The sequence below is a fragment of the Companilactobacillus suantsaicola genome (assembly GCF_004745525.1).
In the GTDB taxonomy this organism is placed as follows: Bacteria; Bacillota; Bacilli; order Lactobacillales; family Lactobacillaceae; genus Companilactobacillus; species Companilactobacillus suantsaicola.
The window spans coordinates 1-26268 of record NZ_RKLY01000013.1 but is presented as its reverse complement, the minus strand read 5'-3'; the positions used below and the strand labels follow the sequence as shown (position 1 = coordinate 26268).

Here is a 26268-nt window from a genome sequence, read left to right as displayed (position 1 = left end):
GAAATTAACCACGACGACCGCCACGGCCACCACGTTTTCCTTCAGTATTCTTTTTAATAGTACTTAAACGTTCTTCGCTTTCCTTCATAAAACCAGCCATCATATCATCAAAGCTTTCTGTCTTATGAGGTTTCTTAAAGTCACGGTGTTCGTGACGTTGGTATTTTGGCTTAGGCTTAGCGATAGCCTGTTTGATTGAAAGTGCAATCTTATGATTCTTTTCATTAAGAACTAAAACTTTTACGGTATCTCCGACACTGAGCACATCGTGAATATCCTTGACGTATCCATCAGCAACTTCACTGATATGTACCATTCCGCTTTGTCCTTCTCCTAGGTCAACGAATGCCCCAAAGTTTGTAATTCCAGTAACCTTACCTTCTGTTTTAGCTCCTACTTCGACTGTCATCTATATTAAAAAAATATTCCTTTCCCTATTTTTGAATCGTAGTGGTCTTAACGTCGCTAGGTAAATTATAAATTTGTTCGCCTGGCTTACTATACATATACTTTTCGCGAATATATTTTTCAATATAGTTCGTATCATGAAGTTGATTTACCTCAAGCTTTAAATCACTTTGGATCTCTTTTTGTGAGCTCAACTTCTTCTTACTAATTTCAATTTGTTCTACAGTGTTCGCATAAGTTTGATGAGCACTAAAAATTTGAACACCAAATACAATCACAATAACCGCAAAAATTATTCCGATCACTGCCATCCGCCGACGATGAACCTTCTTAACATAGTTATTGGGGCTCTTAGGCGGCTGTGTTTGCTTTGGTTGTAGAACTGAAACATTGGAATTAAGTTTATGTACTTCCATACCACTACTCCCCTAGAAATGATTACTTTGAGTATAACAAGTTTAAGCAATTATTTGAATAATAAACTTGGCAATTTTAATCTTATTCTAATAAATTTACCTAAACTTCTTCGTACATATCCATAGAATCATTCTTCTTTGTTGTCTCCTTGATATTGAGAACCTTGACCTTCATTGTTCTCTCACCAAAATGCAACTCGATCACATCCCCAATCGAAACATCAGTAGACGATTTAGCAACATGACCATTGATAGTTGCGCGACCATTGTCAGCGAATTCTTTGGCAACAGTTCTTCTCTTAATAATTCTAGAAACTTTTAAATATTTATCTAATCTCATTTTTTCTCCTCTATCTTCATAAACTTAATTAAGTACTTACCCAGCGGCAAAATTTCCCACTCAGCAGTTGTTAACATTTGCCATTTCTTAGTTAAACGTAAATAAATCAAAGCACCGACAGGAATTGCGACCACATTCAAGAAAATACTGTATGAACGAGTCAGGTCATTTCCAATCGATAACAAGCTGACTAGTATTTTGACGACAATCGCCATCACGAACCCAGCCTTGACTAAATTGCCGATAAACGCTTTATCTAATGACAAGAAATCTCGATTAAAATCATAAATGATCAAGATTCCAAATAAAATTACGCACTCACTCAAAATCGTCGCTAAGGCTGCTCCGGCAATTCCAAAACTTGGAACCAGAATCACATTCAGCGCTACTTTTGCTATGAGTGACATAATAAATAAAATTAATTTGTGTAAATTTTTCTCATCATCACCACTAGTAATAGCAATCAATAAATTAATAAACGACACGATCACGACTGATAACATGTAAATACTTAACGTGGATGAACCGCTAGTATTAGTAAACAGCATCGTGTTGATTTGTGGCATCAAGGCAATCAGACCAGCTGACTCTGCCACTGACAGCCACAAACAAACTCGCACCATTTTGGCAATCGTTGCTTGATTTTTCAGACGATTAGTCTCTTTGAGTTGCGGCATGATGGTTGAAACAAAGGACAGAGAAATTACAATCCCTAGTTGCAACAACGGTTGGCCCCGATCAAAGACACCTTTAGAAATCTCAGCTTGATGCAGCGGTACTCCTGAATGCATCAACAAACGTAAAACTGAGAATGAATCGATGAATTGGTAAAAAATCGTAATTCCGGTGAAAATAACGATCAAGACTATTTCTAAGGCTAAACCATGCTCCAATTCAAACTTTTCATCTGTTTTGGCATCGGGATTATTTTTTAGGAAAGTTCTAATTAAGATAAAAACTGCCAATAATCCACCGATAAAGGCACCTAAATTAGCTAACGTTCCCATCTTATAAACGTCGATCACACCATGTCCGAATAACAACGCACTGATGATAATAATGACGATTCTTAAAAATTGTTCCGAAACTTGCGAAATCGCACTCGGCGTCATCAAGAGGTCACTTTGAAAATAACCTCGTAAACTAGCTTCAAACGGTACTAACAAAAAGGTCAAGGCTACTGCCCGGACTTCTAAGTAAAGTGCTGGATCTCCCATCAGAAATGCTAAGTATCTTGAAGACATCCAAAGTAGTGCCGTGACTACCAAACAAGCAATCATCAACAGCCAAAAGGTTTTCTTCAAAAGATTACTTTTAGCTCCTGCACTTCTTTGCTGGGCGATTGTTTTAGAAATAACCACCGGTAGTCCCGACAATGCCAATACGGAAAAAATACCATAGATTGGGTAAACCTGTTGATAGATGAAATATCCCCGATCACCTACAATATTTTGCAACGGAATTCGATAGACCGCACTCAACACTTCTGAAAACAATGAGGCTACCGTCAAAATCCATGTCCCCTTAATCGCTCTTGACACTTCTTTTTGCATATTAGTTTTTAATTTTTTCTTTCTTTAATTTGTCAAAACCTTCGGCCATCTTTTCTGCAAAGACTTTCAATTGTTCAAACCAGTCTTTACCGACACTGTCAGCATCTAAAGTCATCATGAATTCACCATTGCGGTCGTTGACTTTTGCTTTCATGGTCGTATTACCTAAGAACTTAAAGACTAAATCACCAGTCAAATAATCATTGGCTTTTTTGGAGAACTTGATGACAATCTTCTTATTGCGCATCACGACACTGTTGACCAGTGATTCATCAAATGAATTCTTCAATAAACTGATGTCTAACAAGTTAGCAACTTCTTGTGGATACTCACCAAAACGATCCAATAATTCTGAACGAACTTCTTGATAGTTTTCCAGTGAATCAATCTGACGAATTCGTTTGTACAATTCAACCTTTTGTCGTTGATCACTAATGTAATCCTCTGGCAAATAAGCCTCAAGTGCCAAATTGACTTCAGCATTAGTCTTTTCAGCTTTAGTATGACCACGTTTTTTAGCCACAGCATCATTTAACATCTGTGTGTACAAGTCGAATCCGACTGAATCAATAAAGCCGTGCTGTTGTTTACCAAGTAAATTCCCGGCACCACGAATCGAGAGATCACGCATCGCAATCTTGAAGCCGGAACCTAATTCCGTAAAGTTCTTAATAGCTTCCAGACGTTGCTCTCCTACTTCAGTCAAAACCTTATTTGGACGATACATCAAGTAAGCATAAGCAACACGATTAGATCTACCGACCCGACCTCTGATTTGGTAAAGCTGTGACAAGCCATACTTATCAGCATTTTCAACTATCAGAGTATTGGTATTTGGCATATCAACGCCGGTTTCAATAATTGTCGTCGTAACTAAGACGTCATACTCACCATTTAAGTAGTCAGAAATGACCCCTTCCATTTGCGTTTCGTTCATTCGACCATGAGCAGTCGCAATCCTAGCATCCGGTACCATTGCCTGGAGCTGACTAGCGACTTGGTCCATATCATCAACTCGATTGTGAAGATAAAAGACTTGGCCGCCTCGAGCCATCTCTCGTTTGATTGCGCCGGCAATGACTTGATAGTTTTGTTCCATTACATAGGTTTGAACTGGATAACGATTACTTGGAGCAGTTTCGATCAAAGACAAATCACGCACACCTAGCATTGACATATTCAAAGTCCTGGGAATTGGTGTCGCAGTCAACGTCAAAACATCAACGTTATTTTTCAACTGCTTAATTTTTTCCTTGTGCTTAACACCAAAACGCTGTTCCTCATCAATGATCAACAATCCGATGTCATGAAATTTCACATCTTTAGACAACAGACGATGCGTTCCAACAACTATATCGAGTGAACCATCTTCCAATTGTTCAATAATTTCTTTACTCTGTTTTCGTGTCTGGAAACGAGACAGCATCCCGATTTCAACCGGAAAACCTTCAAACCGTTCCTTCATTGTTTCATAGTGCTGTTGAGCCAAAAGCGTCGTCGGAACTAAGAAGACCACTTGTTTTCCAGCTTCAACCGCTTTAAAAGCCGCTCTCAACGCCACTTCGGTTTTACCAAAACCAACATCACCAACTAAAAGTCGATCCATTGGATGAGGTTTTTCCATATCACGCTTGATTTCTTGGACTGACCTTAATTGATCCGGTGTCTCTGGATACGGAAAGGCATTATCAAAGTCGGTTTGCATCGAGTCATCCTTTGGAAAAGCAAAACCTTTCTCAGCTTCACGTTTAGCGTACAGATCAATCAAATCATCAGCGATATCTTCAATATTTGATTGGACTTTTCGCTTAGTCTTTTGCCACTCGTTACCACCAAGCTTGTTGATCCGTGGTGACTTACCTTCAGCAGAGACGTATTTTTGAACCATATCCAATTGCGTAACTGGAATAAAGAGTCTGCCGTCATCACGATATTCGATCGTAATATAATCTTGATGCTTACCGTCGACTTCCATCGTCTGCATCCCGATGAATTTACCGATACCATGATTGACATGAACTACATAATCGCCTGGCTTTAATTCGTTATAACTCTTGAGTCGTTCCGCATTAGCCAATGTTTGATGACGACGCTTCTTGGGCTGTTTATTAAAGAGTTCTTTTTCAGTAATTACCGCCAATTTTTCTTCTGGCATTTCAAAACCAGAACTCAGCGTTGCATTCATAATCTGTGTTTGATTTTCAATGACATTATCTTTAACTAATGTTGCTTTAATTCCAAAATCGGTCAACGTATTATTGATAGCATTGATCCGCTTTTCATTACTGATAGCCAACAAAACGGTATAATTTTGTTTTTGCCAACGTTCGACTTCTGACTTTAGTAGTGGCATTTGACTGAAAAATTGTTGCATCGTTCGAACTGGTACATTTTGTAATTGATTGAGACGAATATGTCCCATTCCTTGTTGAAAGGCCGACAAATAAATCTCAGCTAATTTACGATTCTTGACCACATCAACAAAACTTTGACGAATCTTTTGTTCTGGTAAAGCTTTGCCAAACTCTAATTGACTGGCTAACCAAGACTGGTTCTCAGCCTGACTGTCATTTGACTGTTCAACTAAACGATTGTATTCGTCAAAAATCAAAATATCATCATTGCCTAAGTAATCGACTAAACTACTAGGGTTCTTAAACAAATAATCAGCAATACGCCCAATATTGTCAGGACGCATCCCTTCAGTCAATTCAGCAATTGTTTGTCCAAAAGCAATTTCTAAATTATCTTTTGTTTCTTTATCAGCTGCTTCTAATTGACGTTGATAACTATCTTGCAACTTCTTCAAACCGACGTGGACTTGTTCATCTGTGACTACTCGATCACTAGCTGGCAAAACTTCGATTTCTTTTAATTCACTGATACTTCGTTGGGTTTCTGTATCAAAGAATTTAATTTTTTCAACTTGATTACCAAAGAAATCAATCCGAACTGGATCATCAACTGTTAAAGGATAAATATCGACAATATCCCCACGGATAGCGAAATCCCCGGGTTTAGCGACTAATTTTTCTTTACTGTATCCCATTTGCACGAATTGTTGATTCAAATCCTCAAGGTCATACTCTTCATTAACGACAATTTTTAATTGTGCGGCTTGAAATAATTCTTGACTTGAAAGTTCATATTCTAATCCTGCCACTGATGTGACAACGATTCCTGCTTGATCACTACACAAAAAGCTCAATGTATCTAAGCGCTGGGCCAATTCATCGGGTGAACTAGTTGCCAACTCAGTCGAAATTGATTCTTCGACGGGAAAAATATGGACGGAATCACTTTTCAATAAATTTAAATCATCATAAAGTTTGTTAGCGTGAAAATTAGTATTCTCAACGATTAAAACTTTTTTCTTAGTGGTGGTTAAGGTTTCCAATGCAAAAAGGGAAATCGTTGATCCCGTTAGGCCGGTCAACAAATTCTTTGTTTCTGGCTTAACTTGATTAATAAATTCCCCTAAGTTCAATTTGCTATTGATGAAATTTATTAGATTCAATTTTTGCCCCCTTTAAATTTAATTATACTTATTCATTAATTGATCGATAGAACTGCCTTTGACCCAATCTTTGACCATGTCAGTGGCCTGATCGATTCCACTTAAAGCGAGTGGTTCTTGATCTTTATTGAATGGTGTCAAAACCCAATTAACGACAGTTTGTCTATCAGGATGTTGTATACCAATCTTAATTCGATTGAAGTCTTTAGTGCCTATAGAAGAGATTATACTCTTAATACCATTGTGACCACCAGCTGAACCCTTAGTTCTCAATCTAACTTTACCGATTGCCATGTCTAAGTCGTCTTGAATGACCATCAATTCATCATTTCTGATTTGGTAATAACCCATCAAGAATTTTACAGCTCGTCCAGATTCATTCATAAAAGTGAGAGGTTTAACTAAGAAAACTGTTTCGCCATCAACTTTAAATTTACAGTATTCTGCTTCAAAATCCTTTTTCATTTGTGTTTGGCCATACTCGTCCATCAATCGATCGATAGTCATAAAGCCCATGTTATGCTTGGTACGATCGTATTTCTTTCCTGGATTTCCTAAGCCGACAATTAGTTTCATATCTTATATACCTCATTTCGAACTTACATTATATCATGATAAAAATACTAAATTTTCACTTTTTTCACAACAAGCTTGTTTATTTACCTTAATTATTTGTATAATGGGTCAGGAACATATTATTTTCGAAGGGATGATATTTTATAATGACAACTCCAACAAACGAAAAGAACCATCAAAAAGTACTTCTAGTTGGTGACGGTGCCGTAGGTTCAACTTTTGCTTACGCAATGACACTACAAGGTATTGCTCAAGAACTAGTTATCTGCGATATCGCTAAAGACAAGATTAAGGGTGACGCAATGGACCTTGCTGATGCAATTCCATTCTCATATCCTAAGAACATTCACGCTGGTGAATATTCAGATGCTAAGGATGCTGATATCGTTGTTATCACAGCCGGCGCTCCACAAAAACCAGGTGAAACAAGACTTGACCTTGTTAACAAGAACTTGAACATCTTGAAGACAATCGTTGATCCTATCGTTGAATCAGGATTCAATGGTATCTTCGTAGTTGCTGCTAACCCAGTTGATATCTTGACATACGCTACTTGGAAACTTTCAGGCTTCCCTAAGGAACGTGTAATTGGTTCAGGTACATCACTAGATACTGCTAGACTACAAAAATTCGTTGGTGAAGAATTAGAAGTTGACCCTCGCTCAGTTCATGGTTACATCATGGGTGAACACGGCGATTCAGAATTCGCTGCTTGGTCACACTTAACTGTTGGTGGCGTTACAATGGCAGAATGGATGGAAAACCACCCAGAAGTTACAAAAGACACACTAGACAAGATCTACAAGAAGACTGTTAACGCAGCTTACGACATTATCAATACTAAGGGTGCTACATTCTACGGTATCGGTACTGCTCTTGCAAGAATCTGCAAGGCTTTGCTTGCTGACGAAAACACAGTTCTTCCATTATCAAACATGATGACTGGTCAATATGGCGTTTCAGACATTTACATCGGTTCACCTGCAATCGTTAACCGTAAAGGTCTAAAACAAATCATCGAAGTTCCATTGAACGATGAAGAATCAGCACAAATGAAGAAATCAGCTGCAGAACTTGAAAAAATTCTTAAAGATGGTTTCGAAGCTACAGGTATCGAAGGTCGTCAATAATCTTCAAACTTGTTAGTAAAAAAGGACTGAGGCGCTTGCCTCAGCCTTTTTTTTTATGCCGTTTTACTGTATTATTAATTCAACTAGAGATAGATTGGATGTGTTTATATGTTAGTTAAATCACTTGTGTTAAAAAAAGAGAAACTCACAACTGTTAAAGAAACTGTCACGCTTGAGGAAGCCCTAAAGGTCCTAGAAGACTCAGGTTTTCGTTGTGTGCCAATTTTAGATGAGAGTGGACAAATCTTCAGGGGTAACATTTACAAGATGCACATCTATCGTCATAAGTCACGTGGTGGCGATATGAACTTACCAGTAACTACTTTGATGAAGAACGCAACTAAGACTATCAGCGTTGATTCACCATTCTTCAAAGTCTTCTTCAACATCAAAGACTTGCCTTACATCGCTGTTCTTGATGAAAACAATTTATTCTACGGAATTTTAACTCACTCAAGACTTTTGAGCATGTTGTCCGACGCTTGGAACCTCGACATCAGTAGCTACGTTCTAACTGTCAGTTCTTCAGGCGATCGTGGGGATTTGGAAAAGATGTCAAAGATTTTTGCTAAATACGTTTCCGTGGCTGCTTGTATGACTTTGGATGCCAAATCAAATGAAGTGGTGCGCCGAACTCTATTCACGCTCCCTTCAGGTACTAGCATCGATACTTTAAAAGAAATCATCAAACGTCTAGAAAAGAAGAACTTCGTTGTTTCAGAAATCGATGACTTGAAATCAGGTAAGATTTTAGATAAAAGTACATTGTAATTTACCCAAACAAAAAGCCGACCATTAGGTCGACTTTTTTTATTTTACAAGGCGTTTGATAACTGAGTATATTCCATCCCCAAACTGTCAGCAACAGCTTGTTCAGTCAATTTACCTTGATAAGTATTTACACCAGTTCTGATTGTTTTATTGATTGACGCATTGACAATACCTTTATCAGCAATTTCTACTGCATAAGGAATCGTTTGACTTGAGAGCGCTTGTGTACCAGTCTTAGGAACTGCACCCGGAATATTAGCAACGGTATAATGAACTACTCCATGACTGACGTATACAGGATCTTCATGGGTCGTCGCATGAGTTGAAGTTTCAAACAAGCCACCTTGGTCAATTGGAATATCTACTACGACTGACCCAGGTTCCATTGAAGCAATCATTTCTTCAGTAACTAATTTCGGCGTTGATGCCCCCGGAATCAATACGGCTCCAACTACTAAATCAGATTCTTTAACACAATTTGCAATGTTTTGTTCATTAGACATTTCTGTTTTGATCTTACCATCGAAGATGTTCTCAATTTCGACTAGTTTGTCCACATTAATATCTAGAAGTGTGACGTCAGCACCCATACCAATGGCAATCTTAGCAGCATTGACACCAACTGTACCACCACCAATAATGGTTACTTTACCCTTTCTAGTACCCGGAACACCACTTAGAAGTAATCCTTTACCACCATGTGGTTCTTCCAAGAAGTGCGCACCGACTTGAACAGCCATGCGACCAGCAATTTCACTCATTGGGAAGAGCAATGGCAAACCGCCATTTTCACCAACCATCGTCTCATAAGCGACTCCAGTTGTTTTACTCTTCAATAGTGCTTCTGTCAGTGGCTTATTAGCGGCCAAATGTAGATAAGTATAAATTATTTGATCCTCTCTGAAGTATTTATACTCTGAAGCAATCGGTTCCTTGACCTTAATGATCATTTCCGATTTCCAAACATCCTCAACACTTTCAATACTTGCTCCAGCATCAATATATTGTTGGTTAGTATAACCTGAACCAATTCCCGCACCATCTTCAACTAAGACTTTATTGCCGGAATTAACCAGACTAGCAACTCCATCAGGGGTTGCACCCACTCTTTCTTCTTGGTTCTTTAGTTCTTTTGGTATACCAACTTGCATAAAAAACAGTCCTCCCTTGATTTGTGATTTTTTTATCAATATAATATATCATATCATGTATAAAAAATAATCTCAAGCCAGCAAAAAAAGCCCGTCTCTAAACGTGACGGACTTTTTGAATCATTTTCTATATTGTGATTTTTTAGTATTTGTAAACTCTTGGTAATCTTTCACTCAAGCAGCAAAGAATTTCATAGCTAATTGTATCAGCATATTTAGCTGCATCAGTTGCGGTGATTTCTTCATCGCCATCTTTACCGATCAAAGTTACTTTGGTGCCAACTGGTAATTCTTTTGGCAAACGAACCATGAATTGATCCATGCAAACTCGACCGACACTTTGGCAACGAACACCATTGATCAAGACATCGCAGCCTTGCATTCTTCTTAACCAACCATCTTCATAGCCGATTGGAATCGTACCGATCCATTCATCCTCTTTAGCAGTATAAGTTGCCCCATAGCCAACACTTTGACCAGCTTTGATTTTTTTCACAAAAACTAATTCTGAATAAAGACTCAATGCTGGTTCCAACTCAAATGGCAACTTAGTAATGTCGGTTCCTGAAGGATTCAAACCGTATAAAGCCAAGCCATATCTAACCATATTAACGGCTAAATCTTGATGCCAAAGGGCTGTAGCTGAATTTGCACAGTGAACATAAGTAAATTTAGTAGGCAAATCGCTGGTCATTTCTTTGAAATCTTGGACTTGTTTTTCAAAGTATTTTTCATCAGGACTATCTGCTGTAGCAAAGTGAGTGAACAAACCTTCAGGAATAAAGGCATCCTGATGGTCATTCAAAAAGTTGCAAGCTTCAATCAAATCAGCTTTTTCTTGAAAACCAATTCGACCCATTCCGCTGTCAATTCCTAAATGAACTTTCAAATTAGTTACATGCAACTTCACAGCAACCTCTAGCCAATCTAAATTACCCACAGTTAGCGAAATATCAGCCCGTGCGGCTACTTTAGCATATTCGACGGGAACTATACCCAAAACTAGAATTGGAGCACTAACGCCACTATTTCGAATCTCTAGGCCTTCATCTAAAGTTGCAACACAAAGTCCAGCAGCTCCAAACTCAATTTCTGACTTAGCTACTTTGACTAATCCGTGACCGTAGGCATTAGCCTTCACCACCGCAAAGACTTTAGTCCCCTTTGGTACGGCGTTTAATTCATTTTGCAAATTTTGTTTTAAGTTAGTTAGATTTACTTCCACATATGCTGGACGATGGATTGATGGTAACATGTTTAATTTTCCTCCTCTAGAATAACTTCAGTTATTACTAGTTCATCTGTATCAGAAATTGATACGTGAATATTACCTTTAAAGAGTTCCGTTTTAATATACGGTTGACCGGATTCATGATTCAAAACGCTCAAGTCATGAAAACCGATTCCAACCAAGCCGGTACCCATAGCCTTAGTAAAAGCCTCTTTTACAGAAAATCGACCGGTCAAATAAGTCATTTTAGCCTTAGGAGTTCGAAGATTATTGAAAACTTCAATTTCATCTTCATTAAGAATTTTCTCCAAAAAGCGCGGATGACGACCGTAAATTTGTTCTACTCTACTGATTTCAGCAATATCAATACCTATTCCTTTAATCATATCTACCTCTCAGAATAATTTTTTCAAAAACATTAAATTGAAAAGACTACAACTGAAGTAAAGCACAGTTTTCAATTTTTTGCAGTCTGATTTATAAAAAATATAGAATTTGGTGGTTTTTGGTAATTTTTGTTGGTTGGAGAAGTATGCCGTCCTCCATAGCAAAGCCGATTTTGGCTGGAACGTGGTGGGCACGACTTGAAACTACCGCAAAGTGCGCGGCATTTCCAAGCTCGGCCTTTCACTAAATGCTAAAGCATTAAGTGAAATTTCACCACTGAGCCAAATCGGCTTTGCTATTCCGGGCTGAATAACGGATCTATGGTTTATTCACTTTCCATTCTTTTAAAAATGGTGTTCTCTATTTCGATTGGCGAATGTTTCTTTGGCTTTTATGGCTTTCCTTTTCCATAATAATCAACAATCAGTCAAAATAAGGAAACACCATCCCACCATTCAAATTTTGAATTTATTGCAATATAACAAAAGAATTGTTATTCCAGCTGACTCCATTTTTTAGTACCTCGTAACCACACAAGTAAAAGAACGAACCCTAGAACAAAAAATAGAGGATAACCCCACTATCCAATTTTAGAATTTACTGAGATACAGCAAAAATGACGTTATCCAGTCTGGAGCAACAGTCCTGGGAAATGCTCAGCCGTGAAATTCTACTTAGCGCTTTAGCGCTTACGTAGAAGGCCAATCTTGGAGACAATTCCCGGTCCTGGAATTGGCTTCAAGTTGTGCCCACAGCGTTCCAGCGTTTCCCAGGACTGTTGCGGAAGACGGCACCCAACCACTACCCAAACAAAAAGCCTATCTCTAGTTATTTTACTGTAACAAAAAAGGCAAAGTAAACTGATTTACCTTGCCTCGATAATAATTATTATATTTTCAATAATTATTGTTTATATTATAGATTTGTTCTGATCTTGAATGACTTCTTGCTGCGACCATTACGTTTGTTGTCATGTTCGCGCTTCTTGCCATCTCGTTTTTCACCATGATCACGACGATCATTTCTTCTACGACGATGGTTGTTGTCGCCACCACGGTGGTTATTATACTTACCGCGACGACCATGACCAGATCTTGAATGACTAACTTTACGTGATGGAAGTGGTCTTTCAGGAGCAATCTTAACTGGAACAGTTTGAGCATCCTTAATTGATTCACTTAGGAAAATACGAGCGATATCTTCTGGTGAGTACTCTGCCAACAATTCTTGAACAGCTGAATCGAAACGATCCAAGTGTTTGTCATGTTCCAAAGTATCTTTGATATCTTGTTTAACTGATTCTAATTGTCCTTTAAGAACTTCTTTATCAGTTGGTGGAGCAAGTGGTTCCATACGTTTCTTCGTTAAGTTTTCGATTGTACGTAGGTAACCCATTTCGTTTGGTGTAACGAAAGTTACTGACACACCAGAGTGTCCGGCACGTCCTGTACGTCCAATACGGTGAACATACGAATCAGGATCTTGAGGAATATCATAGTTATAAACGTGTGATACACCTGAAATATCCAATCCACGGGCAGCCACGTCAGTAGCAACTAGAAAATCAAGTTTACCAGCTTTGAATTTACGCAATACGCTAGTACGCTTGTCTTGAGATAAGTCACCGTGGATACCTTCAGCGTTGTAACCACGAGCCTTTAAACCACGTGTCAATTCATCAACACGACGCTTTGTTCTACCAAAAATCAAAGCAAGTTCTGGTGCTTGAACGTCGAAGAGTTTTGTCATTAAGTCAAACTTTTCAAAGTCTTTTGCTTTAACAAAGTATTGTTCGATCTTGTCAGCAGTCAATTCTTTTGACTTGATCTTAACAACCTTAGGATCTGTCATGAACTTGTCAGCAATCTTCATGATTGGCTTTGGCATTGTAGCAGAGAAGAGCAATGTTTGATGTTCATTCGGTACGTTAGAAAGGATACTTTCAATATCTTCAACGAATCCCATATCTAACATTTCATCAGCTTCGTCAAGTACAACTGTCTTAACGTTGCCAAGTTTTAAGGTGTGACGGTTGATGTGGTCAAGCATTCTTCCGGGAGTACCAACCACGATCTGAGGGTGATTCTTCAAGGCACGGATCTGTCTTCTAATATCTGATCCACCATAAACACTTTGAACCTTAACCTTCTTTTCACTACCTAAGCGATAAAGTTCTTCTTGTGTTTGAATAGCTAATTCTCTAGTTGGTGAGATAATCAATACTTGAATGTTGCTTGATTGAGTATCAACGGCATTTAAAATTGGTAAACCAAAGGCTGCCGTCTTTCCTGTACCAGTTTGAGCTTGACCAATTACGTCGGCTCCAGTCATAACTAGCGGAATAGTTTGAGCTTGGATGGGTGTTGTTTCTTCGAAACCGGCTTCATTGATAGCGCTCAGTAATCTGGGATCTAAATCTAATTCTTTAAATTTCACAAATGTCCTCCATTTTTTAAAACACGATAAAATAACAATCTACCTACTCTACCATGTTTCATGAACAATCTCAATTGACACGACTAAATTAGTTCATGTAAAACGTTTTCTAAGTGAATTCCATGACTTGCTTTTAATAAAATGGTGTCATTTGGTTGTAATTCTGTCTTTAAATCTGCTGTTAATTCACTGAGTTGGTCTTTTTTGTACCAAAACAAATTGGTTGAATCATACTTGTCACTCAACTTGGCTTGCAAAAACTTCATATAGTCACCAATCAAATAGACTTTACTGAAGTTTTCTGGGTCAATTGAGTCGGCTAATGATTCGTGGAGTTTTCTAGAAGCATCGCCTAATTCCAACATATCACCTAAGACAATCAGTTTGCGACCAGTCTTGATATCTTTCAAGCTGTTCAAAACTTCGATTGCGGCAGTGGGATTGGAATTGTAAACGTCGCTTAAAATATCAGCTCCATTTTTAGCTTTGAGCCATTCAGTCCGATTGGCAGTCACAAAGAGTTCACTTAAAGCTTGTTGCATTGCAGCAGGCTTAATGTGTGAAAGTCGACCAACTTCCATGGCAGCTAGAGCGTTACTAACGTTGTATTCACCCATCATTGGGATCTCAAAATCAAGTTCAGGCCAGAGATTGACTCTGAAATGAGTTGTCGTCTTACCTGGAGTGATTTCAGTTGCATACAGGTCATTAGTTGCGTGATTGCCAAATGTCATTTGACGTTGATTTACTTTTTTCGCACGCTCTAACAACAATGGTTCATCACCGTTATAGACGAAAGCTCCGTCTTCATTCAAGTGATTGGTGATTTCCATTTTGGCATCGGCAATTTTGTCTCTAGTACCAAAGAATTCGATGTGCGCTTCGCCAATCATGGTAATGACGGAAATATCGGGATGAGCGATGTCACTTAGATGGTCGATTTGGCCAAAACGGTCCATTCCCATTTCAACAACTAGTACCTCAGTATTAGTTGGCATATTCAAAATTGTGTATGGCACACCGATTTCATTATTAAAGTTTTGTGGCGTTTTGGCAACATTATTGCTTGTACTCAAAATCTTTGCAATCATATCTTTAGTAGTTGTTTTACCGTTACTCCCTGTCACAGCAACAACTTTGGGATTGACTTTTTGCAAATAATATTTAGCTAAATTTTCAAAAGCCTCTGAAACATTTTCTACTACTACATAAGGTATTTTGTCGTTAGGAATTTCGTGATCACTTTGCCAGATAGTTGCACTGACTCCATTTTCAATCGCACTATTAATAAATTCATGTCCGTCACGTTCACCTTTTAGCGGAAAAAATAAATCGCCACTTTTGGCTTTACGACTGTCGAAACAAACCCCTGTGATCTCAACGTCAGCCACGTTTTCGTTTTGAATTTTTAATGCGGAATAAACTTCCCTTAACTTCATCTTCATAAATAAACTTCCTTAATTTTGAAAAATTATTTTTTAAAAGTACATCTAAGAAAGAGTATACTTAAATACTTAGAAAGGATTTGATGTATATGACATCTAGTACAAGTGATACTCCCGAACCGAATAATTATTGGAGAAAAAATCTGATAGTTCTTTGGTTTAGTACCTTCGTATCAGGTATTGGCTTTAGTATGATAACACCTTTTATGCCATTATACATTAACCAGTTAGGTAATTTCACAAAAAGTCAACTGGTGATCTGGAACGGGATTGCTTTTTCATCGACCTTCTTAGTCATGGCAATTATCTCGCCAATTTGGGGGAAAATTGCTGATCGAAAAGGTCGGAAGTTAATGCTGATTCGAGCTTCACTAGGTATGGCGATTGTTATTTTCCTACAGGCCTTCGTAACTGCTCCTTGGCAATTAGTTGTCTTACGACTCCTGCAAGGTGTTTTCTCAGGATTCGTTAGTAATGCCAACACTTTAATTGCCTCAACAGCTCCCAGATCTGAAAGTGGAAAAGCCTTGGGTACCTTGAATACCGGCGTAATTTCCGGAACTTTATTAGGACCACTGGTCGGCGGGGTTATCGCACAATATTTTGGTTATCGAATTCCATTCATGATAACCGGTTCACTACTTTTCACTGCTTTTATTTTGGTAACAATTTTCATTAAAGAAGATTTCAAACCTATTCCTAAGGGGCAAGAAGAATCAACTAAAGAAATTTTCCACAACTTGAAAAATCCCAATCTAATTTTAGCAATGTTTGTTACAACTATGATTATTCAAACTTCTAATAATTCAATCAACCCGATCATCAGTTTGTACGTCAAACAGCTGATGCACAATTCAAGTCAAGTCACTTTAGTGGCCGGAGTGATTGCTGCGATGCCTGGTATCGCAAATATTATTGCCGCTCCAAGGCTTGGGGCTTTGGGTGATAAAATTGGTACGGGAAAGATTTTAGTCGGCGGATTAATTTTTGCCATTTTGGTTTATATTCCCCAGGCGTTTGTTACTAACGTTTGGCAGCTAGCTATCTTGCGTTTCTTAGTCGGTATTTCTGATGCCTGTCTAGTTCCGCAAGTGCAAACTATTTTAGCGAAGTACACTGATTCTAAGTATACTGGTCGAATTTTTGGTTACAACCAGTCCTTCCAATCAGTCGGTAACGTCTGCGGGCCACTGCTTGGTTCGTACATTACCAGTGCGTTGAGTTATTCAGCTGTTTTCATCAGTACAAGTGGATTGGCATTGATCAATTTCATTTGGGTATTCACGCATTTACATTCACGAAAGAAAAAGTTATAAGATATGATGGTTAGTGATTAGATGCCGTCTTCCACAACAGCTCTGGGAAACGCTGGAACGCGGTGGACGCAACTTGAAGCCAATTCCAAAAGCGGGAATTGTCTCCAAGATTGGTCTTTTGGTAAGTGCTAAAGCACTAACCAAAATTTCACGGCTGAGCATTTCCCAGAGCTGTTGCTCCAGACTAGATCCGATTCTTTGCAATATTTCTGTAAATTCTGAAATGAATATAAATTCTATTTAGGATAAATGGAGAACTGGTTTATAGTCTGGATATATTATTGCATTTCAATAGTTCAATTGAATTAATTTAATAGAAAATGATTGAGGATCTTACTAAAACCGCAGTAACTACTGCAATAAGTAAGATCCTCTTTTTTGCTTTTATTATCTCAATTTTAAATAAGGAGGTACAATTCCACCTATTAAAATACCAAAACTTTAATTTGAATAGAATTACTATTTCTAAATGAATGGAAAGCAAATAAAAAAATGTGGAATTTAGTCCAGGATAACAAAGCCGACTTGATCCATCCGCCATATTATTCTTAACAATTTATCCGTTCTTATTTTATTTTAGTTAGTGAATCAATGAAAATTACCGTCCTCCAAAAAATGTTTTCAAACATAGCGTGACACCAACTAAAAATCCAGTTCCATAAAACTAAGAACATAGGTTAATCTCAATAGAAAATCAATTTCTAAAAAAGTGGAAAACAAACAAAACATAGATCCGTTAACCAGCACCGGAGCAACAAAGCTGATGGGCTCAGATGTGAAATTATTCTTAGCAATTTATTGCTTAGAATAAGGTCGAGCTTTGAGATTTTTCCGGGCTTGAAAAAGCTCAAAGTCGGCCCACATCGTTCCAGCCCAATCAGCTTTGTTGCGGAGGAGCGGCATACTTCACCAAAAAATAAAGCAAAAAAAAGAGCCATCCAATGGATGACTGAATTTTTTACTTGTTTTGCAAACCATATTTTTTGTTGAAACGATCGATACGTCCATCTGCTTGAGCAAACTTTTGTTTACCAGTGTAGAAAGGATGTGAGTCTGATGAAATTTCAACACGAATCAATGGGTATTCTTTACCTTCAAATTCTGTTGTTTCTTTTGATTGAACTGTTGAACCAGCTAAGAACTTCTTACCTGTTGATGAGTCCATAAAAACAACTTCATGGTATTCTGGGTGAATTCCTTGTTTCATTCTATGTCGCTCCTTTGCCATAAGTCCATTACGGAAATATAGATTAAATTACTAACAGTGTTTAATAATATCATGAGTTTGTTAATTATTCAATACCATTTCTAATAATGCAAGTTGACTTTCAGGCTAGAAACTGAATCAATCAAGTCCTGATCATGGTCGATCAACAACATCGTTGGATGTTGTTCTTTTATTGCCTCAATAATCTGTTGACGAGTGATGACGTCTAAATAATTCAACGGTTCATCCCAGAAATAGAGATTGGCTTCTTCTGAAAGGCTGACTGCTAAGGCGACTTTACGTCTTTGTCCTTGACTCATCTGTTCAATTGGTTGTTCGAAGAGATAGCGTTCGAAGCCTAATTTTCGCAGATTCGAAAAAACTAATTCAGCTTCAATTTGTTTTTGTTCCGCCAACTGACGGATTGTACCTTTTAATTCGTTGTCTTGTCGCAAATAAGAAATTTTTAAATTATTTGCCACGTTAATACTGCCTGTTTGTGTAAAAGGTTGTGATAAACCGAGAATTTGTCTAAAAATGGTCGTCTTCCCGATTCCGTTTGGCCCAGTCAGTGCAACCACTTGATTTCGTTTAACTTTAAAGCTTACTTCAGGAGTTTTTATTTCATCATGTTTTAAAGTTAAATTTTCCACTTGAACAAACACGTCAGGATGATTTCTTTTCTCGTAATTTAATTCTAGTGGTGCTTCAATTTCAATATTTTTTAACAGTGCCTTTTTTTCGTCGATTGCAGAATTAACTCGATTCTCAGCCGTCTTAGCTTTTTTCATCATCTTGGCCGCTTTGGTTCCGATAAAACCTTTATCGAGATGGACTTTTTCATGATACTGTTTACGATTCTTATGAGCTTCAGTTTGACGTGACCAGTTCTCACGTTTAACTGCTGTTTCGTGCAGGCGATTGATGTCTTTTTGTAATTGCTCTTTTTCATCCGCTTCATGTTGATTTTGTCGTTCCCACTGAGTTTGCCAAGTATCAAAGTTCCCTTTGTAAACTGAAACGTCATTACGATCAATGGAAATAACGTGGTCGATGACTGGATTCAAGAAACTCTTGTCATGGGAAATGACAATGAAGCCTTTTTTACTCTTTAAATAATCGGCGACAATTTGACGTCCCTCAATGTCTAAGTGATTAGTTGGTTCGTCGATCAGTTGAAAGCCTGATTCATCAATAAAGAGAATCGCCAATAAGACTTTGGTCCGTTCCCCAGGACTGAGGGTTGAAAACTGCTGTTTTAGAACGCTTTGGTCGACTTTTAACTTGTCTAATTCGACTTCTATTCTCCAAAGTTCATAGTCTTCTAATTGCGTGATTTCTTTTACCACATCGACGGTCAATAAATCTTTGTTCACAACCGTCTGTGGATAATAATAAAAGTTCAAGTTGGAAATTATTTGTCCACTGTATTTCAACTGGCCTAATAACATTTTCAACAAGGTAGTCTTGCCACGGCCATTTCGACCAATCAAGCCGAGTTTCCAACTCTCGTCGATTTTCAAATTCAGGGAATTGAAGAGATTGTCCATCATTTGATCATATTTAAAACTTACATTTTCTATTTGAATTGTTCCCATAAAACAACACCTCACAAGGTGTCAGTTAGTCGACTTAGGCGCACAAAAAAAAGAACGCTAAACAGCGTCCTCCCTTTTACAGGAAGCACTGTTGAGAATTTAAGCCGAGCTAAACTACACACCATATATTTCTATATTTGTATAATTTAAAACTCTAACTTAATTTCTCAACGGCGCACTTCCTCTCGTATTAAACTATTTATAAATTACCAACTTAGATTCAGAAAGTCAAGACTAAACTAAATCATCTTTGCCAATTAATTTAACATCAGCGTTTAAACAGTGCAATTTCCAAACTACTTGATCATAGCCACGCAAGATATTTTCAGCATGATCGATAACTGTTTGTCCATCAGCTAAAAGTCCTGCAATCATCAAACAAGCACCAGCTCTGATTTCTTCAGCTGAAACATTGGCACCTTTTAAGTGTGTTCCACCGTGTACAAAAATCAGGTCGTTTTCACTAGTAATATTGGCACCCATCTTAGTTAATTGGGCAATATGTTTTACCCGTTTAGGATAAATCGTATCGATAATCATTGCTTCACCACTAGCTTTCATCAACAGTGGCGTGATTGGTTGTTGCAAATCAGTTGCAAAACCTGGATATGGCATCGTTTTGATGTTAACTGCTTTCAAATGTGGTGATGGTTTAACGTAAATACTATCTTCGCCAACTTCTAGATTAACGCCCATCTCATCTAATTTAGCTAAGAAGGCATCTAGATGTTCACTAATAATATTTTTAACTAAAATATCTCCACCATTAGCAGCAGCCAAACTTAAATACGTTCCTGCTTCAATACGATCAGGAATAATTGTATGAGCATTATTGGAACGAAGCGTATCAACACCTTCAATACGGATGGTTTCCGTTCCGACACCACGGATAACGGCCCCCATATTGTTCAAGAATGTTGCTAAATCAATAATTTCTGGTTCCTTAGCAGCATTTTCAATGATCGTTGTTCCCTTAGCCTTTACAGCGGCCAGAATAACATTGATCGTTGCTCCAACTGAAACCATATCTAAGAAAATCTTGGCTCCTTTAAGTCCTTCTTCAGGAGTTGTGATAATGATTTGCCCGTGTCTGTTCTCAACGTGTGCACCAAGTGCTTCAAATCCTTTAATGTGTTGATCGATTGGACGTGGACCAATATCGTCCCCACCCGGAAAACCAACGACTGCCTTACCAAAACGACCTAGCATTGCTCCCATGAAGTAATAAGAAGCTCTTAAACTACTAACTTTTCCACTAGGTAATTCAGCAAATTGGATTTTTGTTGGATCAATTTTTAATACATCATTATTCATTTCAGAAGTAACGTTCATATCTTTTAAAATTGAACGCAAATTTTTTACATCTCTAATTTGTGGTACCGAATCTAACACTACTGGTGTTTCAGACAAAATAGCAGCTGGAATCAAGGCTACTGTACTATTCTTAGCCCCGCCAATTGTTACTTCACCTGATAATTTCTTTCCACCGTTGATTACAAGTTTTTGCATAAGCTTTTTCCTAACTATATTTAACTAAAAAAGACTACATGTCATCTTCGTCAAGGCCTGAAGCTGCACCGATGAAGCCTTTGAATAGGCCTTCTGGCTTAGTTGGTCTTGATAAGAATTCTGGATGGTATTGAGCAGCAATGAAGAACTTGTTTTCAGGGATCTCGATAACTTCAACCAAGTGGTTATCTGGTGAAACACCTGAGAATACTAAGCCAAGATCTTCAAATTGTTTACGGTATTCGTTGTTAAATTCATATCTGTGACGATGTCTTTCTTGAATAACTGATTGATTATCGTAAGCAGCAGCTGTTTTTGTACCTGGTTTTAGTTTACATGGATATGCACCCAAACGTAAAGTACCTCCACGATCTTCGATATCCTTTTTGTCTGCCATGATATCAATGATCTTGTGTGGAGCATCTTCATCAATTTCACCAGTAGTTGCATCTTTGATACCAGCAACGTCTCTAGCAAATTCGATACTTGCCATTTGCATACCTAAACATAGTCCAAGATATGGAACGTCATTTTCACGAGCATACTTGATAGCAGCAATCATCCCTTCAAGTCCACGGCTACCAAAGCCACCAGGAACAAGGATTCCGTCTGAATCTTTCAAGTAATCAGCTACGTTGTCATCATTGATCAAGTCAGCTGAGATTTTTTCAATTTCAATTTCAGTATTGTATGCATAACCTGCAGAACGAAGAGCTTCAGTAACAGAAATATAAGCATCTTGTAATTTAGTATACTTACCAACTAAAGTAATCTTTGTCTTATGTTGTAAGTTATTTACACGATCAACCAACTTATGCCAATCTGACATGTCAGCTTCAGGTGTATTTAGATGCAAGTAACGACAAACGATGTCATCGAAGTGTTGTGCTTGAAGGTTCAAAGGCACATCATACAATGACTTAGCATCACGTGATTCGATAACTGCTTCAGAATCAACATCACAGAATGATGCAATCTTGTCTTTCATGCTTTGTGGCATTGGCATTTCAGTTCTAACTACTAAGATGTTAGGTTGGATACCAATTCCACGTAATTCTTTAACACTGTGTTGTGTAGGTTTAGTCTTCATCTCACCAGCTGCCTTCAAGTAAGGAACTAATGAAGTGTGAATGTAAACTACGTTTTCAGAACCAACTTCTGCTTTCATTTGACGTAATGCTTCTAAGAATGGTTGTGATTCGATATCACCAACAGTACCACCAACTTCAGTAATGATAACGTCTGAATCAGTTGTTGTAGCGGCACGCATGATCTTTTGTTTGATCATATCTGTAATATGTGGAATTACTTGCACAGTTGCACCGTTGTAATCACCACGACGTTCGCGACGGATTACTTCGGAATAAATCTTACCTGTTGTAACGTTTGAATACTTGTTCAAATCATTATCGATGAATCTTTCATAATGTCCAAGGTCAAGGTCAGTTTCTGTACCATCGTTAGTAACAAAAACCTCACCGTGTTGATATGGACTCATTGTTCCGGGATCCACGTTGATGTATGGATCAAACTTTTGCATTGTTACTTTAAGACCGCGATTCTTTAATAATCTACCAAGGGATGCGGCAACGATTCCCTTACCTAATGATGAAACTACTCCACCTGTAATAAAAATGTATTTAGTCATAACTTCCTCCACATATTAATTCTAGGGATTTCTTACTCACAAAAATAAAAAAGTCCCCTATTCAGCATGAACAGGGAACTTAAAGTTGTCTATCTAATAGAGCCCGAACTATATAATACCGTGATATGTTCGAGTCGTCAAACTTTTAATTCAATTTTTTAATTAATTTTCGTCATCGTCGTCTTCATCATCTTCGTCATCGTCTTCACCGAGATCGATATCTTCATCGTCATCATCGGCGTCAAATTCAGATAATTGACCTTCGATACCATCATCCAAACCTTCATCATGGGCATCATCGTCATCATCATCAACAGATGTCAAATCAGAATTAGTGAATTTAGACAAGTCAGGACCACTCTCTGAGCCATCACTTTCATCGTCATCGTCCATATCAGAAACATTTAGATCACCGTCGTCATCGTAATCAACAACGTCGTCATCTTCATCGTCATCACTCAAGAAGGCATTAACCTTTTGAGCTGCTTTATGAGTATTTTCTGTTCCGTTATCTTCAGGGTGGTTTACTTCTTCGTCAACAGAATCGTATGGATACCATTTACGAAGTCCCCAAACATTTTCACCCAATGAAAGGAAACTACCATCATTATTCAAATCAGTATAGAATTGTGGAAGTGCTTCCTTGATCTCTCCATCTGACTTGCCTAAGTAGTCTTGCATTTCATTAACGATATCAGAAAAGTTCATAACTTCCTTCTTGTTTTCGTTAAGAATTTCGTATGCTACCTCAATCAATGAGAGTTCGTCTTTATTTTGATCCTTGAATTTATCAAACTTCAAACGTGTACACGTCCTTTCGCAGCGTCTTACTTATAATCATATCTACCTATACGCCAAAAATCAATCTAAACTTATAATTACCTATTACATTATTATCGTAAACCAAGTCATAATCAATGTTTATTTTACCAGAAAGTGGTTTACTAACAATTTCAACTTTAGAATCTTTGGTAAAAGTATCTAATGGCAAGACGCCATATTCAGTTTCTAATTGACCAGTGTTGTGCTTTTGATGCGTGAAATACAGAAGTGAAGCCAAATTAGTATCTTTAGCAACACGTTTAACATGAATTTCCCCATCGCCGGCAACTTTAACTAAAATTGATGCCGTGGCATTATTTTCTAAACTTTCGTTAAAACGTAAATAAATCGAATTACCAATTTGCGTAAACTTTCCCGGTTCGGCAATTTTTGTATGTGTTAAATTACCCTCTTGAAAAGTCTCGATACTCAAATTTACATTTATATCAATACTATTATTTTCCAATCCTTGCCGCCTCTACATGATAAAATTATATTAATTAATTAAAAGAAGTGATTAAGTGAACAATACTATTATATTATACGACCAAACAATTAGCTCAAATAAAGATATGCTTGTGCCATTTTCCGACACTGGAGCCATTTTAAAATTTGTCTCCGAAAGTAATCAACCGGTGATTCATTTCTGGGTCACACCACCAACAGTCATTTTAGGGATGCAAGACAATCGTCTCAAGAACCTTCAAGCTGGTTTAAAATTGTTTGACGACCTAGACTATGCTTATTATCTTCGAAACTCTGGAGGATTAGGTGTAGTGACTGACAGTGGCATTTTAAACTTTACCATTTTTTTACCAGATAAAGATAATCTCCTAATCGATGATGCTTATGAGAAAATGTTTACCGTTATAAAAAAAGCCTTTTCTCCTCAAGTCAAAACGGGTGAGATTTCTACTTCGTATTGTCCAGGAACCTATGATCTTAGTATCAATGGTCAAAAGTTTGCCGGTATCTCCCAACGTCGTGCTGGAAATGGAGTAGCTATCATGGCCTATATTAGCATCAATGGTGATCAAAGAAAACGTAGTCAGTTGATGAAAGATTTCTATGAAGTCAGCAACTTTCCTAAAGCAACCAATTTCGATTATCCAGAGATCGACGTTCACACGATGGAAAATTTAGATAATCTGCTCAAGCAAAATTTATCGATTGACCAAGCTAAAAAACAAATTTTAGACGTAATTTCTCAACAATACGAAGTCGACAAAAAGACTTTCTTTATTATTCAAAAATCCCAACCTTATCAAGATGCTTTTAATCATACACTAAAAGATTTACTGAAACGAAACCAAAAATTGGAGGAAAAATCATGACTTACAATATTGAAATGCTACCACGCGAAAAAGTTTTTCGTGATCCCATCCACAATTACATTCACGTTCAACACAAAGTGATCCTCGATTTGATCAACACTAAAGAATTCCAGCGTTTGCGTCGGGTCAAGCAATTAGGGACTTCATCTTTTACTTTCCACGGAGCCGAACATTCTCGTTTCGGTCATTGTATCGGAGTCTATGAGATCACACGTCAAATCTGCGACAACTTCCAAAGAAATTATTCTACTAAAAAACCCGGTGATGGACTTTGGGATGACAACGAAAGAATCGTCGCTTTATGTGCTGCTCTATTGCATGATGTCGGTCACGGTCCTTATTCCCATACTTTTGAACACATCTTCAATACTGATCATGAGATGTGGACTCGAAAAATCATCACTTCACCAGAAACTGAAATCAATCAAGTTTTGCGCCAAGTTTCGGATGATTTTCCTGAGAAGGTCGCTAGTGTTATTTCTCACACTTATCCTAATCCTCAAGTCGTACAAATGATTTCTAGCCAAATTGATGCTGACCGAATGGATTACTTGTTGCGTGACGCTTATTTCACAGGTACCAAGTATGGCATGTTTGACCTAACCAGAATTTTACGGGTTATGCGTCCTTATAAAGGTGGCATTGCCTTTGATTATGACGGAATGCATGCGGTTGAAGACTACGTTTTGAGTCGTTTTCAAATGTATCAACAAGTTTATTTCCATCCGGTTTCTCGTGGTATGGAAGTTGTTCTGACCAAACTTTTGCAACGCGCCAAGGATTTGTACGAGCACAACCATATGAATGGTTTTGAAATGCCTAGTTTGTTGATTCCTTTCTTTGAAGAAAAGGTCATCATCGATGATTATTTGTTATTAGACGATGGCATCCTCAACACTTACTTCACTCTTTGGCAAAGTTATCCTGATGAAATTTTAAAAGACTTAGCTTACCGTTTCCTATCGAGAAAGCCTTTCAAATCAGCCAAATACGACCACAAAACCAAGCACCTGCTGCCAGAAATTGCTGATATTGTCGAAAGTGTTGGTTTCCAAAAACGTTATTACACTGACACTAATACTAGTTATGATTTGCCTTATGACGTTTACAACCCTAATTCTAGCAAGAGCAAGACTCAAATTGAAATCATGCAAGCTGATGGTTCTTTGATCGAATTATCAACTATTAGTCGTTTGGTGAATGCTTTGACTGGAAAAATTTCTGGGGATGAACGTTTCTACTTCCCTAAATCTATGTTGATCAAGCACGCCGACGATATTTTCAGCGACGAATACGACAAATTTCAACAGCATATTCACAACGATAAAATAATTTAGAGGATTGTGGTTCACTACCGTCTTCCGCACAAGTCCTGTGATTGGCTGGAATGCACTCGTCCTTGTCAAGTTGACATTTTCTTGGCTCAAATAATATAACTTTTTAAGCGACCTCACCCCAAAATTCTTCGTTGGT

General features: G+C 37.8%; 22 protein-coding genes. 5 read left to right on the top strand and 17 right to left on the bottom strand.

Going from position 1 to position 26268, the window contains the following annotated elements:
• Nucleotides 1-4 precede the first annotated feature (4 nt).
• From EGT49_RS06255 to pth, 6 genes are all read right to left on the bottom strand, one after another.
• A complete protein-coding gene (locus EGT49_RS06255; protein WP_135372613.1) occupies nt 5-409 on the bottom strand; it encodes a S1 domain-containing RNA-binding protein in 405 nt (134 codons plus the stop codon).
• 25 nt (nt 410-434) lie between these two features.
• Entirely contained in the window at nt 435-824 is a 390-nt protein-coding gene (locus EGT49_RS06250; RefSeq protein ID WP_135372612.1) for an FtsB family cell division protein, read from the bottom strand.
• Nucleotides 825-924: 100 nt separating this feature from the next.
• Nucleotides 925-1164 carry an RNA-binding S4 domain-containing protein gene (locus tag EGT49_RS06245; RefSeq protein ID WP_135372611.1) on the bottom strand — a complete coding sequence of 80 codons (240 nt, stop codon included), beginning with the start codon at nt 1162-1164 and terminating at the stop codon, nt 925-927.
• A complete protein-coding gene (locus tag EGT49_RS06240) occupies nt 1161-2717 on the bottom strand; it encodes a putative polysaccharide biosynthesis protein (RefSeq protein WP_135372610.1) in 1557 nt (518 codons plus the stop codon). The genes EGT49_RS06245 and EGT49_RS06240 overlap by 4 nt, the downstream gene beginning before the upstream one ends.
• A gap of 1 nt (nt 2718) precedes the next feature.
• Entirely contained in the window at nt 2719-6234 is a 3516-nt protein-coding gene (gene mfd, locus EGT49_RS06235; RefSeq protein ID WP_135372609.1) for a transcription-repair coupling factor, read from the bottom strand.
• An 18-nt stretch (nt 6235-6252) separates the two neighbouring features.
• Nucleotides 6253-6810 carry an aminoacyl-tRNA hydrolase gene (gene pth, locus EGT49_RS06230; RefSeq protein WP_135372607.1) on the bottom strand — a complete coding sequence of 186 codons (558 nt, stop codon included), beginning with the start codon at nt 6808-6810 and terminating at the stop codon, nt 6253-6255.
• Nucleotides 6811-6956: 146 nt separating this feature from the next.
• On the opposite strand from pth, the gene EGT49_RS06225 reads away from it, so the two are divergent.
• Together EGT49_RS06225 and cbpA are read left to right on the top strand one after the other, a co-directional pair.
• Nucleotides 6957-7940: an L-lactate dehydrogenase gene (locus EGT49_RS06225; RefSeq protein ID WP_135372606.1), complete on the top strand. Its 984-nt coding sequence runs from the start codon at nt 6957-6959 to the stop codon at nt 7938-7940.
• A 108-nt stretch (nt 7941-8048) separates the two neighbouring features.
• Nucleotides 8049-8711 carry a cyclic di-AMP binding protein CbpA gene (gene cbpA / locus EGT49_RS06220; RefSeq protein WP_135372605.1) on the top strand — a complete coding sequence of 221 codons (663 nt, stop codon included), beginning with the start codon at nt 8049-8051 and terminating at the stop codon, nt 8709-8711.
• Nucleotides 8712-8755: 44 nt separating this feature from the next.
• Here the strand turns inward: cbpA and ald are convergent, their stop codons facing one another.
• The 5 genes from ald to EGT49_RS06195 form a co-directional block, all read right to left on the bottom strand.
• Nucleotides 8756-9862, bottom strand: a complete 1107-nt coding sequence (ald, locus tag EGT49_RS06215; protein WP_135372604.1) for an alanine dehydrogenase — start codon at nt 9860-9862, stop codon at nt 8756-8758.
• Between the two features lie 142 nt (nt 9863-10004).
• The gene (gene alr, locus EGT49_RS06210; RefSeq protein ID WP_135372603.1) at nt 10005-11117 is read right to left on the bottom strand and encodes an alanine racemase; all 1113 of its coding nucleotides are present in this window, start codon (nt 11115-11117) and stop codon (nt 10005-10007) included.
• Between the two features lie 2 nt (nt 11118-11119).
• On the bottom strand, nt 11120-11479 hold the full coding sequence (gene acpS, locus EGT49_RS06205) for a holo-ACP synthase (protein ID WP_135372602.1): 360 nt from the start codon (nt 11477-11479) through the stop codon (nt 11120-11122).
• Between the two features lie 916 nt (nt 11480-12395).
• Nucleotides 12396-13916 (bottom strand): degradosome RNA helicase CshA, encoded by a 1521-nt coding sequence (cshA, locus tag EGT49_RS06200; RefSeq protein WP_135372601.1) that lies wholly within the window; start codon nt 13914-13916, stop codon nt 12396-12398.
• Between the two features lie 83 nt (nt 13917-13999).
• Nucleotides 14000-15361, bottom strand: a complete 1362-nt coding sequence (locus EGT49_RS06195) for a UDP-N-acetylmuramoyl-tripeptide--D-alanyl-D-alanine ligase (RefSeq protein WP_135372600.1) — start codon at nt 15359-15361, stop codon at nt 14000-14002.
• A gap of 89 nt (nt 15362-15450) precedes the next feature.
• On the opposite strand from EGT49_RS06195, the gene EGT49_RS06190 reads away from it, so the two are divergent.
• Nucleotides 15451-16677 carry a multidrug efflux MFS transporter gene (locus EGT49_RS06190; protein WP_135372599.1) on the top strand — a complete coding sequence of 409 codons (1227 nt, stop codon included), beginning with the start codon at nt 15451-15453 and terminating at the stop codon, nt 16675-16677.
• Nucleotides 16678-17635: 958 nt separating this feature from the next.
• Here EGT49_RS06190 and EGT49_RS06180 read toward each other — a convergent pair.
• From EGT49_RS06180 to EGT49_RS06155, 6 genes are all read right to left on the bottom strand, one after another.
• Nucleotides 17636-17884: a type B 50S ribosomal protein L31 gene (locus EGT49_RS06180; RefSeq protein ID WP_135372596.1), complete on the bottom strand. Its 249-nt coding sequence runs from the start codon at nt 17882-17884 to the stop codon at nt 17636-17638.
• A gap of 101 nt (nt 17885-17985) precedes the next feature.
• A complete protein-coding gene (gene abc-f, locus EGT49_RS06175; RefSeq protein WP_135372594.1) occupies nt 17986-19482 on the bottom strand; it encodes a ribosomal protection-like ABC-F family protein in 1497 nt (498 codons plus the stop codon).
• Between the two features lie 234 nt (nt 19483-19716).
• Complete coding sequence (locus EGT49_RS06170) at nt 19717-20991, bottom strand: UDP-N-acetylglucosamine 1-carboxyvinyltransferase (protein WP_135372586.1); 1275 nt, start codon at nt 20989-20991, stop codon at nt 19717-19719.
• A 34-nt stretch (nt 20992-21025) separates the two neighbouring features.
• On the bottom strand, nt 21026-22639 hold the full coding sequence (locus EGT49_RS06165; RefSeq protein WP_135372584.1) for a CTP synthase: 1614 nt from the start codon (nt 22637-22639) through the stop codon (nt 21026-21028).
• A gap of 162 nt (nt 22640-22801) precedes the next feature.
• Nucleotides 22802-23440: a DNA-directed RNA polymerase subunit delta gene (rpoE, locus tag EGT49_RS06160; protein WP_135372582.1), complete on the bottom strand. Its 639-nt coding sequence runs from the start codon at nt 23438-23440 to the stop codon at nt 22802-22804.
• A gap of 46 nt (nt 23441-23486) precedes the next feature.
• Nucleotides 23487-23927: a YwiB family protein gene (locus EGT49_RS06155; protein ID WP_135372580.1), complete on the bottom strand. Its 441-nt coding sequence runs from the start codon at nt 23925-23927 to the stop codon at nt 23487-23489.
• A gap of 55 nt (nt 23928-23982) precedes the next feature.
• Between EGT49_RS06155 and EGT49_RS06150 the strand changes: the two genes are divergently transcribed.
• Both EGT49_RS06150 and EGT49_RS06145 read left to right on the top strand, forming a co-directional pair.
• Nucleotides 23983-24795, top strand: a complete 813-nt coding sequence (locus EGT49_RS06150) for a lipoate--protein ligase family protein (protein ID WP_135372578.1) — start codon at nt 23983-23985, stop codon at nt 24793-24795.
• Nucleotides 24792-26132 (top strand): HD domain-containing protein, encoded by a 1341-nt coding sequence (locus tag EGT49_RS06145; RefSeq protein ID WP_135372576.1) that lies wholly within the window; start codon nt 24792-24794, stop codon nt 26130-26132. The genes EGT49_RS06150 and EGT49_RS06145 overlap by 4 nt, the downstream gene beginning before the upstream one ends.
• The last annotated feature ends 136 nt before the right edge of the window (nt 26133-26268 follow it).